Genomic DNA, 12,681 nt, shown 5'->3' on the forward strand with positions numbered 1-12,681 from the left:
CGAGAAGCGGAAGCCCATGCGGAAGAGGACAAAATGGAACGAGCCCGCATCGATGCCCGCAACGAGGCTGACAGTTTGATCTACTCCACCGAGAAATCCTTGAAGGAATACGGGGACAAGATCACCAGCGAGGATAAGGCCACGATCGAAAGTGCAATATCCGACCTCAAGCACGTACTGGAGAACCAGAGTGCATCCGCCGAGGAGATCAAGGCAAAGAACGAGGCCTTGCAGCAAGCTTCCTACAAGCTGGCTGAGGAAGTATACAAGCAGAGTGCCGCACAAGGTGCCGATGCTTCTGCTTCCCAGTCGGAAAGCACATCTTCCTCTGAGACTTCTTCCAAGAAGCCTGCAAAGGATGGGGTAGAGGATGCCGATTTCGAAGTCGTAGACTAAGGAGTCGATACTCGGTAGTATAGCGTTACGGCAAAACATCATGTCGGCTCCGGCCGACATGTTGTTTCTGAGGTCAATCTGTTCTAAGGAAGTCGCATTGTGGCGAAACGTGATTATTATGAAGTGTTGGGAGTAGGTAAGACTGCCACACTGGAGGAAATTAAGAAGGCATACCGCAAGCTGGCGATTGCCAACCACCCTGACCGGAATCCGGGGGATAAGGCGGCTGAGGAACGCTTCAAGGAAGCGACCGAAGCCTATGATGTCCTGGGTGACGAAAAGAAACGCAAAATGTACGATCAATACGGCTTTGCGGGTATCGATGGTGCCAATGGTGCCGGACATGACTACTCCAACGTGTATCGTGACTTCAGCGATATTTTCGGTGGTGGCTTTGGCGGAGGCGGGTTTGAGGATATCTTCAGCTCCTTTTTTGGAGGTGGAGGCCGTTCCCAAGGTCGAGGTGGCCAACGGGGTCCTGAGGCCGGTTCTTCGCTGCGCTATGATGTGGATATAGATTTCAAGGATGCAGTTTTTGGAACGAAGGTGGAAGTTGCCTATTCCCATCAGATTGCCTGTGAGGAATGTCATGGATCCGGTTCACAGGGGGGATCGGGAACGAGAGTCTGTCCGACCTGCAACGGGAGCGGACAAGTCAGAAGAAACAGTGGTTTCTTTGCCATCGCCAGCACTTGCCCGACCTGCAACGGTTCCGGTCATGTGATCGAGAACCCTTGCACTTCCTGCCATGGAACAGGCTTGAAGCGCAAGCAGCAGAAAGTGAAGGTCTCCATTCCTGCCGGTGTCGACACGGGGAGCCGGGTGGTCCTTCGAGGTATGGGAGATGCGGGCCCTAATGGGGGTCCTGCCGGGGATCTGTACGTCTATATCAATGTGAAACCGCACAAGTTCTTTGTCCGACAGGATTACGACTTGTTCTGCCAGATTCCCATCTCCTTTACCCAGGCAGCTTTGGGTGCGGAAATTCAGGTTCCGACCATTGATGGGCAGTCAATCAAGGTGAACATTCCCGCTGGTATTCAGCATGGGAAGATGCTTCGAGTCAGGGAACGGGGTGTAACCAAACTCAATTCCACCGACCGAGGCGATATGTATCTCAAGCTGATGATCCAGACCCCGAAACGGTTGGGAATGAAGGCAAAGAAGTTGATGCAGGAACTGTCCGAAGCGCTCGGAGAAGAGACCGAGCCAAATCCGGTTCCGTTTGAGGAATCCTGAGCGCATTTGGGTGAAGAGCCTGCTGCAAGATTACGTAGGAGTACTACATGGGTGAGAAGATCATAGGCGTTCATGCAATAGAAGAAGGCCTCAAACGAGCGGCAGCGGGTTCTGTGCTCTATTTATGTCGAGGCATGGGTGGCCACACCCAGGCTTTGGAACGTCAGGCACAGTTGACGGGCAAGGTGATCGTCAAGAAGATCGCCAAAGTGGAAATGGACAGGATGGTCGACCAAGCCGATCATCGCGGTGCCGTCCTTGATTTGGTCGTTCCGACCAAAGGCGCGACTGCGCGCATTCCCAACCAATCGGTGAAAGAATTCTGCAGCACGTTGGGCGAGGACGAGGGAGCCTTGGTATTGGTGCTTGATGAGATAACCGATCCGCAGAATCTGGGAGCCATTCTTCGTTCAGCCGATCAATTTTCCGTTTCCCTGGTGGTTATCCCTGAGCGGAGAAGCGCCCAGGCGAATACCACGGTAGTGAAAGTTTCTTCGGGTGCCGCCCAGTATGTTCCGATGGCGACGGTGACCAACTTGAATCGTGAGATTGAATATCTCAAGTCTCAGGGGTTCTGGGTCTATGGCGCGGCAATGGATGGACAGGTGATCTACAAGACCAAGTTCCCCAAGCGTACCGTTCTGGTTATGGGCAACGAAGGCAAGGGAATCGGGCAGTTGACCCAACGTTTGTGCGACCACATCGTCACCATCCCGATGTCAGGCCATATCGATTCCCTGAACGTATCGGTGGCGGCAGGAATTCTGCTTTATGAGGTACGACGCCAACAAGCTGCAACATGATTGGGACATTTTAGGTGTTTTGTATAAGGGTGTAGTGTGAGACTGCACCCCTTTTTTATATCTATGCATCCTGTTTGCAGCCAAATGAATAAAAAAATAATCTTTTCTTGCGCTCTCCCTTTCTTTTCCGTATCATGAAGAGGAGGAAAATTTTCCTACGTAAGGAGAGAAGTAGAAATGAAAAAGACCTTTGCTCTGGTTCTTTGCATGCTGCTCGCAACTGGATTCCTGTTTGCAGCTGGTGCACAAGAAGCCCCGGCAGCCGCAAAACCCGCAGCTGCAAGTACGGACTTCCACATTGGAGTGGTCACCGGTACCGTTTCTCAGTCTGAAGACGACCTGCGGGGCGCAGAACGCCTGATTCAGGAATATGGTTCTGTCGCTGATGGAGGTATGATTCAGCATGTTACCTATCCTGACAACTTCATGGATGAAGCCGAAACCACCATCAGTGTGATCAGCGGTCTTGCTGATGATCCGAAGATGAAGGCCATTATTGTCAACCAGGCTGTTCCTGGTACCACTGAGGCTTTCCGCCGTATCAAGGAAAAGAGACCTGACATTCTCACCATCGCAGGTGAAGCTCATGAGGACCCGGGTGTCATCCAATCCGCAGCCGACCTTGCCGTCAACAACGACTTTGTGGCCCGTGGGTACCTGATCATCCGCACCGCACATGAACTTGGTTGTGATACATTTGTACACATTTCCTTCCCCAGACACCTCAGCTATGAGACCATGAGCCGCCGTGTTGCGATCATGCGTGCTACCTGTGCAGACCTCGGAATGAAGTTTGTCATGGAAACCGCTCCTGATCCGACCTCCGACGTTGGTGTCGCCGGTGCCCAGCAATACATTCTCGAGAAGGTTCCGGCCTGGATCGAGCAGTATGGTAAGAACGCTGCATTCTTCTGCACGAACGATGCCCACACCGAACCGTTGCTCAAGCAGCTTTTGGCTTATGGTGGGTACTTCATCGAAGCCGACCTTCCCAGCCCGTTGATGGGATATCCTGGAGCTCTGGGCATCGACCTCTCTGCTGAGGCTGGTGACTTCTCTGCAATCCTGAAGAAGGTTGAAGCTTCCATCGTCGCCAAGGGTGGCGCCGGTCGTTTCGGAACCTGGGCGTACTCCTATGGATACACCACCACTGCCGGCCTCGGCCAGCATGCCATCAATGTCATCAAGGGCGAAAGCGAACTGCTCAAGCTCTCCGATCTGATGAAGGCATACAACAAGTATACGCCGGGTGCTAGATGGAATGGTTCCTTCTATACGGATGTCAACACTGGCGTTCGCGCTCGCAACCATGTCTTGATTTATCAGGATACATACATCATGGGCAAGGGCTTCATGGGCAATGCCGATGTCGTCGTTCCCGAGAAGTATTTTACCATCAAATAGGTGACCCTGGTTGCATCCTATAGGGGGAGAGTGGTACTCTCCCCCTTTGTTGGCAAAGATGCACTACGTGGCTATGGCTGTTGTTTCTCTGGAGACAAGAGCCACAACCAAGTTTGTAAGGAAAGAACAGATGAATGAAAACGATGTGCCATTGTTGGAGATGAAACACATCAGCAAGGATTTTTTCGGAAACCAAGTGCTCAACGACATCAACTTCTCCCTGCGTGCAGGCGAGATCCTTGGGTTGGTTGGAGAGAACGGGGCCGGTAAATCCACGTTGATGAAAATCCTCTTCGGAATGGATGAGATCCACCAAACCGGTGGATATGGTGGGGACGTCCTGATCAAGGGACAGAAAGTACAATTTGCTTCCCCGATAGATGCCTTGGCTGCAGGTATCGGCATGGTGCACCAGGAATTTTCCTTGTTGCCCGATTTCACTGCTACTGAAAACATCCTGCTCAACCGTGAGCCTTTGAAGTATACGGTGTTCTCTGAATTATTCGGGGAACGTCTGAACATTCTTGACCGGAATCAGATGGAGGAGATTTCAAAACGGGCGATCGCTCGGTTGAACGTCCCCCTTGATTCCGACATGCTGGTGTCGCAAATGCCGGTCGGGCACAAGCAGTTCACCGAGATTGCCCGTGAATTGAGCAAGGAAGCGACCGACGTGGCGGAAGGCATCAAACTGTTGGTATTGGACGAACCTACCGCAGTGCTCTCCGAACAGGAAGCCGAAAGTTTGCTGTCGGCGATGCGGCTCCTCAGTCAAGCCGGGATAGCCATCATCTTCATCAGCCACCGCCTGCAGGAGATCATCGATGTATGCGATACGATCATGGTCATGCGGGACGGCAGGATCATCAAGACCGTTCCTTCTGAAGGAGTCATCATTGCTGATATCGCCCGATGGATGGTCGGCCGTGAAGTAAGTACTTCGCAGCGGCAGGTCCGCGCCTTCGACTATGCTCATACTCCACTCTTGCTGAGTTTGAAGAACCTCTGGGTCGATATGCCGGGAGAGGTGGTCAGAGATGTCAATCTGGATGTGCATCAGGGGGAGATCCTGGGCATCGGAGGCATGGCAGGCCAAGGAAAACTGGGTATTCCCAACGGTGCAATGGGCTTGTTCCCTGCAGGTGGCAAGGTAACCTTTGAAGGAAATGAAATAGCCCTGAACAATCCTCGTCATTTCTTGGACGCCGGTATGGCCTTCGTCAGCGAGGACCGGCGGGGAGTAGGGTTGTTGCTCGATGAAAGCTTGGAATGGAACATCTCCTTTACTGCAATGCAGGTACAGGAAAAATACTTGAAGAAGTATCTTGGTGGTGCCATCAAATGGCGTGATCAGAAAGCGATTGAGGAAGAGACGGAAGGGTATGTGAAACAGTTGGAGATACGCTGTACCAGTACCAAGCAAAAGGCGAAGGAGCTTTCGGGAGGCAATCAGCAGAAGGTGTGTCTCGCAAAAGCCTTTGCGGTTGCCCCGAAGCTGCTTTTTGTTTCCGAACCTACCCGAGGCATCGATATCGGGGCGAAGTCCCTGGTTCTTCAGGCATTGAGGAAATACAACGAGCAAAGTGGTACGACGATTGTGATGATTTCCAGTGAATTGGAGGAACTTCGTTCCATTTGTGATCGAATTGCCATCATCAGTGACGGAAAGGTATTTGGCGTTCTTCCCGCTGCCACCGATAGTGCTGAGTTTGGTCTCTTGATGGTAGGCCAACACAGCAGCGCACAGGAAGGAGGAAGCGTATGAAGATACAAGAAGTGACTGCTACGATCAGTGGTCTTATCAAATCGTTCGGGCTTCCCCGAATCATCATCGGGGTGTTCCTTCTCATCTTGTTCATCCTCGCTCCGTTCGTTGGGGTGAATGTAGGGACCAGCCTATCCGATACCCTCAACCGGTTCGGTATGAATGCCGTCATGGTCTTGGCGATGGTCCCGATGATTCACAGTGGATGTGGATTGAATTTCGGGCTCCCTTTGGGAATCATTGCAGGATTGCTCGGGGCTACCATTTCATTGCAGATAAACATCCCCGGTCCCGCCTCGTTTTTCCTAGCCATTTTGTTTGCCACCCCCTTCGCCGTGATTCTCGGCTGGGGATATGGACAACTGCTCAACCGGGTCAAGGGTGGCGAAATGATGATCGCAACCTATGTCGGGTTTTCCAGCGTCGCCTTCATGTGTATCATGTGGCTGCTGCTCCCGTTCAGCAACCCTACGATGGTCTGGGGTTACAGTGGTACCGGCCTTCGCACCACCATTTCCACCGAAGGGTATTATTTGCATGTACTGAATGACTTCCTGTCTATCCGGCTCAGCGAACATCTGGTCATCCCCACAGGCATGCTGATTTTCTTTGCCTTCTTCGCCTTCATCATCTGGGCATTCCTTCATACCAAGACAGGAACTGCGATGACCGCCGTAGGATCGAACCCGATATTCGCCCGGGCAAGCGGCATTGATGTCGACCGAATCCGGACGTTGAGTGTCGTGATGTCCACCTGGTTGGGTGCAATCGGCATTCTGGTGTATCAGCAGAGCTTCGGATTTATCCAGCTCTACATGGGACCTTTCTATATGGCCTTGCCTGCAGTATCAGCCATCTTGATCGGTGGAGCCTCGGTGAACAAGGCATCGATTCTGAATGTCATCGTAGGAACTTTTCTCTTCCAGGGAATTGTAACGATGACTCCCTCGGTCATGAACTCGATGATTCATACCGATATGAGTGAGGTAATCAGGATAGTGGTTTCCAATGGCATGATCCTCTACGCCTTGACCAGAAAAACGGAGGCTGTACGATGAGCTTGACAATGACAAACACCCAGAAAGTGCTCCGCTTCATGGGGAACAATACCGTCCCCATTCTGTTTCTGTTCATCTGTGCGTTCGGGATTCCCTACAGCGGATATTCAGCCAACTACTTGGTCAGCGAAGTAATTGTACGCATTGCCCGTAACTCCTTTTTAATCGTCAGCCTCCTGATCCCGATTCTCGCAGGCATGGGGCTGAACTTCGGCATGACCCTTGGGGCCATGGCCGGACAAATCGGTCTGATCTTCATCAGCGACTGGGGCATCGTGGGTATGCCCGGAATGATCCTTGCCATGATCATCTCAACCCCGATCTCCATTTTGCTCGGTTGGTGGTGCGGCAAGATCCTGAACATGGCGAAGGGTCGGGAGATGGTAACCAGCTATATCATCGGATTTTTCATGAATGGTATCTATCAGCTCATCGTCCTGTACGGAATGGGAGCGGTCATCCCGATTCGTTCCAACGCCTTGGTGCTCCCACGAGGATACGGCATCCGTAATACGGTGAATTTGATCGGTATCAGAAAATCGATGGATAATCTGTTGATGATTCGTCTGTTCGGTGTCCCCATCCCATTGGTCACCTTCGCCGTCATCGCTGTATTGTGCATCTTCGTCCTCTGGTTCAAAAAGACCAAATTGGGTCAGGATATGCGTGCGGTCGGTCAGGATATGGAAGTGGCACGTGCGGCAGGCATCAGGGTAGAGCACACCCGCATCGTCTCCATTGTGATCTCCACCGTTTTTGCCGGTTACGGAATGATCATCTACCTTCAGAACATCGGAACGTTGAACACCTACAACAGTCATATGCAGATTGGTATGTTCAGTGTCGCTGCTCTTCTGGTAGGAGGTGCGACGGTCAGCAAGGCCAATATCCGTAACGTGTTCTTGGGGGTCATCCTGTTCCACTTGATGTTCATCGTCTCCCCGATGGCAGGCAAGAACCTGATCGGTCAGGCTCAGCTTGGCGAGTACTTCCGAGTCTTCGTATCGTATGGGGTCATCACCATCTCTCTTGTGCTGTATGAGGTGCGGAAGAAACGTGACCAAAATCTTGCAGGCCTTGCGCTTGCAGCAGAACAGGAGGCAGGCGTATGAATCTGAAGATCAACAGAACCTTCTGGATTCGACTGATTGCGATCCTGGTGATCCTTCTATTCTCCGTATTTCTGTTCTTCATCGGCAGACAGCATACGGTTCTGCTGGATAACAAGACTGTGACGGTACAGGGAGCGGAGCTGAAGGCATTGCAGTTGGTGGAAGTGCAGGTGAACAAGGAACCTTCACTTGAGCTTGCCGCACGAGATCGTGACCAGGCATTGGTCACTGCACAGAAACACCGCGTGACGGTTACCTATACCGATACCAATTGGGAAGAACATACCATTACTCGGAGTTTCAAGATTCCCTTGATGCAGAACATGGTGATGATCCTCATCCCGGCTCTGGTTGCCGATCCTCAGTCCGATCAATCGGTTTGGTTGCAGAATTATGAACCGCCTACGGCTGCGCAGCTGGCTCCTGCTGATGAGCAGGTGGTAACCGACGATCTCGCCGGTCTGATCACCACCATCTAGGGGTTAAATTACAAGACGAACACATATAAGGAGGTGCAAAACGCACCTCCTTATTGTATACTTATCCCCAGATTACTAAAACAAATGGAGAGGGGTGTTTTCCTATGCGTGTTTCTCGAACGCTTGCTTTGGTTCTGCTTGCAGCTTTCTTGGTGAGTTCTCCTGTGGTCGCTTCAGCAAATCAACAGAAGATCTACAGCTTGGACAGTGATCTGTATTCTGCCCTTGAGGTGCTGTATATTTCCCAGGGTCTTTCGTTGCCTTCAACCACCGGCCCCTACAGCCAGTCAGAATTCGCCTTGATGTTGGAGAAAATTGATCGCAGTCGCCTTGATGGCGGACTGCTGACCACCTATGACTATGTATCGGGCCAATTGGGACTGCAACCCAAGATCCAAGGCAACGGCATTGGGATGTCCTGGAATTTCGACACAACGGTGGAAACCTACACCCATACCGATACTACGAACTTCGTAGGAAGGCAAGAATGGAACCGATCCTGGAATGATCAGAAACCTTTGCTCTCGATTGGACTGGAGACCTGGCCGGGTGACAACTTCTACGGCTATTCTGAGTTTACGGTGGGCAACACCTATACCTTGGAGAATGGGTTTGGGAGTACCGCCTTCTCCACCAACATACCGGTGGTACCTCCTGCGGTGCTGATGGACCTTGATTTCAACATGCCCTATCGGGCTTTCGTAGCCGCAGGCGGTGGCCACTGGACGTTCCAGCTTGGCCGTGACCGACTGAGCTGGGGCGCAGGGACAACGGGGAACCTAATGCTCAGCGATAATCTGAAGTACCACAACATGGCCCGCATCACCACTTTCTCGGACCGCTTCAAATATACCTTCGTCACCTCTTTCTTTCCCCATCCCTCTGCGTATTACGAGGATGGCGATAGTAGCCCGTTGACTGGTGACGGACAAGACGAATTGCTCAACGGACTGTATTTGTTCATGGCCCATCGTCTGGAATGGAGGATGTTCGAGGACAAAGTGGGATTGACCCTGACCGAGAGCATCATGTACCAGAGTTCGGAAAACCTCCTGGATTTACGCATTCTCAATCCTGCCATGATCTTCCATGATTATTACATCCGGAGTAATGCCAACTCATTGTTGGGCCTTGAGCTTGATTACACGCCCATCAAAGGCTTGAATCTGTACGGTCAAATGGTTGTGGATGAGTTTTCCCTTCCCGGAGAGCCGGTTCCCAGTGCAACGGTATCGAATTTCCCGGTGACTTTCGGATATCTTGCAGGCGTCAAGGGGGTGTTGCCCCTCAAGCATCTGGTGGGCTACGGCTCCTTGGAGGGAGCGTATACTGATCCATATCTGTACCTGCGTTATACCACCAACTCGAGCCCTACCTCTTCAGTCCATGATTCCTATGGGTTGAACTATGTCGGAGTGATCCGGGAATTCACCAATAAGATGGGTACGCATTACAACCCTTCGTTCTTGGGCTACCCCTATGGAAATGATGCCGTGGTGGTCAACCTGAATGCCGGGCTTCGTTCCTACGGGAATTGGAATGTGAGTGGAAATGTGTTCTATATGGCACATGGTACATTCGACATGTTCACCATCTACAGTGAAGTCGGTGGTACCAAGGCCCCGATCGTAACCACACCCACCGATGATGGATCCTCGAGTATCGGAAACTATAATGATGCAACCTATGCAACACGGGATGCTGTTTCCCATACGCTGGTGGCGGGAGTGCATGGTTCGTATCAACTTTCATCCATGCTTTCCTTGTTCGGGCAAGTCGATTTCATCACCATTGCCAATTACCAGAACCACAGTTCACGGACGGCTGGTGATGTACAGTTGACGTTCGGACTGACCTGCAGCATATAGATGAGATGCTTTGGATTGTTTCCCGTTCCTGTATCTAATGTAAAACATAACTATTTTATATAGCAGGAAATAAAAACTATGATTACGATTGCATGTTGGTGACTTTGATGCAATTTGAACGCTGATGGCCATAGTACATCGGGAAAACTAAGGGAGCATATCCACAGGATTTCATTGACGGGAACACGAAACAGAGAGTAGGATGGAAGTACAGAAAGACCATGTTTTGTGTTTCCTTCTAGCAAGCGTGCTTTCTGAGAGAGTTCTGAGACGATTTCTTCAGACCGTTCCCTTTGCGTGGGGGAATCGAACAGATGGCGGCTGCCTGGGGAGGTGGCCGCCAGTCTTGAGAGACGGGGAACGGCCGGCTATGAGGCTTCGTTGGGGTACGGGGCCTCATTTGTTTGTTTCTGTGATCATGTGGAGAAATTGCTCTTCTGGAACCGGTTTTGAGAAGTAATACCCTTGTACATAGGGAATTCCCAGTGCACGAACCTGTTCCAACTGCTGTGCTGTCTCCACCCCTTCAGCAATAATCTGTTTCCCGAGTCGTGCCAGCATCCCACTGATCAGCGCAAGCAATTCGAAGTTGTTTTGTCCGTTTGATACCACACTTCTGTCTATCTTCACGATCTCAAAGGGGAGCTGCACCAAGGTTTCCAGATTTGCATACCCGGTACCGAAGTCATCAAGCATGAAACGCAGGCCCAGGTCACTGAGCAGACTCCAGGAAACACTCACTGCCTTTGGCGAGGATAGCAACACCGATTCGGTGACCTCCAATCGAATGATGGTCTTATCGATGGGGGTTTGTTCGAAAATCTCAGCCAATTTTCGTGCCGCTTCAACGGTAGTCAGGTCATCAGCGGAAATATTGAGCGACAGATGGGAAAGCCGGGCGGCTGCAAGCGGGTTGGTTTCCAGGAAGACACATGCTTTTCGGACAATGATTTCCGTCAATTTGGAGATGAGTCCGGCTTCCTCGGCGCCAGGGATGAATTCGGCAGGTGATATGATGCCCAATCGATCATCCTGCAACCGCATCAAGGCCTCGGCTCCGATGATACGGTTCTCCTTGAGGGCGACGATCGGTTGGTAATAGACCAGGATCTTTGACTCATCAAGGATTGCAGCTCTGATGGCCGAAAGAACATCCAATTTTCGCTTGCGTACATGCATCAGCTTCTGGTTGAAGATGATGACCGATTGGCGCCGCTTTTCCTTGATGGCCAAAAGCGTGAAGTCCAGTGATTCCATGACCTCTTCTGAGGTATTCGCCTGAAGCGGCAACTCGACGATGGCAATGTTGAGGTGGCTTCGGATCATCTGGTCGTGCACCATCCATCCCCTGGCTGTCTCGGTGACAAGGGCCTTGACGATGCGGACCAACTGGTAATGGGCTTGCAAGGGAAATATCAGCGCGAATCGATTGCCGACGATCCGGTAGGTCTTTGCTTCGGTGAACGAGGTGCTACAGAAGGCGGCGAAGCGCCTGAGTATCTCATCGCCGATGCCATATCCGTAGCGGTCATTGATGAGACGGAAATTTTCCATATCCACCATCAAGATGGAGTACGGCGTATTGGTGTTGACCTTGCGATTGAGATCCTCCTGGAATGCTTGGTTGTTTGGGATTCGCGTCAAGGTGTCGAGCATCAGCTCCTTGCGCTGCCAGGACAGATACCGCAACAGCAACATGAACGTACAACTGAGTGCGAACATGTAGGGTTGCCGAAAAATCTGGAACATGATCAGAGAGAGCATCAGAAACAGGGTGGAAAGCAGCATGATCAGACGCGATGAACTGTCGACGACGCGCCAATGCGCGAGGATCACAGCCAAGGCGAAGACGGTGTAGAACAAACTGAGGCGGAACATGATCGGAAGCCCATAGCCCCCGGTCACCAACAAACTCCCCGAAAATATGAACAAACGGCTGCCCAGGAGAATGTCCAGAAGCGATGCCGTAATGTAGATGACCAGGAAACCTGTCTGCACAGTAGCGCTAAGCGATGCATACTTTGCACTGAGCAACTCACGTTCGAATGCGGTCATCCAAACCAAGGCGAATACCGGTACGGAAATTGAATGCAGGATGATCAGGGTGCGTGCAAGTCCTGGAGTGTAGGTGATGAACCCAAGGATATGTACATGGCTCAACAAGGCAAGGACCAAATAGAGTACATAGGTGTAAACCACCCATTTCATGTGCTTTTCAACGGGGGTCGGAAGCTTTGCCTGCAATGCCCTTCGACTGAACAAGAGGGACGCCATGACTATCAGCGAAAAAAGCTCGGTCACCATGAGTTCCATGGTAGGTGCGCCCTCCTATGCAGAAAATGAAACGTCCCAGGATGTATATCCATGGGACGAATATAAACGGTTGTAGACAATCAATCAATTCTCAAAAAAACGATCACCGATGTCCTTGCGGTACCAAGCGCCTTCAAATTGTACATGGCCCACACCTTTGTAGGCGTTCTTGTTGGCGTTCATGATATTGTACCCGACTCCCACCACGGTGACGCAACGTCCGCCTGTGGTTACCAATGAACCC

The 12,681-nt window shown here is 51.4% G+C and carries 11 protein-coding genes; 9 read left to right on the plus strand and 2 right to left on the minus strand.

Annotation, left to right across the window (positions count from 1 at the left end):
* From AB7C91_RS13080 to AB7C91_RS13120, 9 genes are all read left to right on the plus strand, one after another.
* On the plus strand, positions 1 to 396 hold a 396-nt coding region (locus AB7C91_RS13080; protein WP_428592149.1), incomplete at its 5' end, for an Hsp70 family protein.
* 99 nt (positions 397 to 495) lie between these two features.
* A complete protein-coding gene (gene dnaJ / locus AB7C91_RS13085) occupies positions 496 to 1,635 on the plus strand; it encodes a molecular chaperone DnaJ (RefSeq protein WP_332447648.1) in 1,140 nt (379 codons plus the stop codon).
* Positions 1,636 to 1,682: 47 nt separating this feature from the next.
* Entirely contained in the window at positions 1,683 to 2,438 is a 756-nt protein-coding gene (gene rlmB, locus AB7C91_RS13090) for a 23S rRNA (guanosine(2251)-2'-O)-methyltransferase RlmB (RefSeq protein WP_332447649.1), read from the plus strand.
* A 177-nt stretch (positions 2,439 to 2,615) separates the two neighbouring features.
* The gene (locus tag AB7C91_RS13095; protein ID WP_332447650.1) at positions 2,616 to 3,842 is read left to right on the plus strand and encodes a DUF3798 domain-containing protein; all 1,227 of its coding nucleotides are present in this window, start codon (positions 2,616 to 2,618) and stop codon (positions 3,840 to 3,842) included.
* A 130-nt stretch (positions 3,843 to 3,972) separates the two neighbouring features.
* Positions 3,973 to 5,607 (plus strand): sugar ABC transporter ATP-binding protein, encoded by a 1,635-nt coding sequence (locus AB7C91_RS13100; RefSeq protein ID WP_332447651.1) that lies wholly within the window; start codon positions 3,973 to 3,975, stop codon positions 5,605 to 5,607.
* Positions 5,604 to 6,665 carry an ABC transporter permease subunit gene (locus AB7C91_RS13105; RefSeq protein WP_332447652.1) on the plus strand — a complete coding sequence of 354 codons (1,062 nt, stop codon included), beginning with the start codon at positions 5,604 to 5,606 and terminating at the stop codon, positions 6,663 to 6,665. Before AB7C91_RS13100 ends, AB7C91_RS13105 begins: the two co-directional genes overlap by 4 nt.
* Entirely contained in the window at positions 6,662 to 7,777 is a 1,116-nt protein-coding gene (locus AB7C91_RS13110; protein ID WP_332447653.1) for an ABC transporter permease, read from the plus strand. The genes AB7C91_RS13105 and AB7C91_RS13110 overlap by 4 nt, the downstream gene beginning before the upstream one ends.
* Positions 7,774 to 8,256, plus strand: coding sequence for a DUF6672 family protein (locus tag AB7C91_RS13115; RefSeq protein ID WP_332447654.1), 483 nt, complete (start codon positions 7,774 to 7,776; stop codon positions 8,254 to 8,256). The genes AB7C91_RS13110 and AB7C91_RS13115 overlap by 4 nt, the downstream gene beginning before the upstream one ends.
* Positions 8,257 to 8,360: 104 nt before the next feature.
* Positions 8,361 to 10,124 carry a hypothetical protein gene (locus tag AB7C91_RS13120; protein ID WP_428592157.1) on the plus strand — a complete coding sequence of 588 codons (1,764 nt, stop codon included), beginning with the start codon at positions 8,361 to 8,363 and terminating at the stop codon, positions 10,122 to 10,124.
* Positions 10,125 to 10,520: 396 nt separating this feature from the next.
* Here the strand turns inward: AB7C91_RS13120 and AB7C91_RS13125 are convergent, their stop codons facing one another.
* Both AB7C91_RS13125 and AB7C91_RS13130 read right to left on the minus strand, forming a co-directional pair.
* Entirely contained in the window at positions 10,521 to 12,437 is a 1,917-nt protein-coding gene (locus tag AB7C91_RS13125) for an EAL domain-containing protein (RefSeq protein WP_428592160.1), read from the minus strand.
* Positions 12,438 to 12,521: 84 nt separating this feature from the next.
* The gene (locus tag AB7C91_RS13130) at positions 12,522 to 12,674 is read right to left on the minus strand and encodes a phosphoribosylglycinamide synthetase C domain-containing protein (RefSeq protein WP_428592163.1); all 153 of its coding nucleotides are present in this window, start codon (positions 12,672 to 12,674) and stop codon (positions 12,522 to 12,524) included.
* Between the last annotated feature and the right edge of the window lie 7 nt (positions 12,675 to 12,681).

The organism is Sphaerochaeta sp., from assembly GCF_050256055.1.
Lineage (GTDB): Bacteria > Spirochaetota > Spirochaetia > Sphaerochaetales > Sphaerochaetaceae > Sphaerochaeta.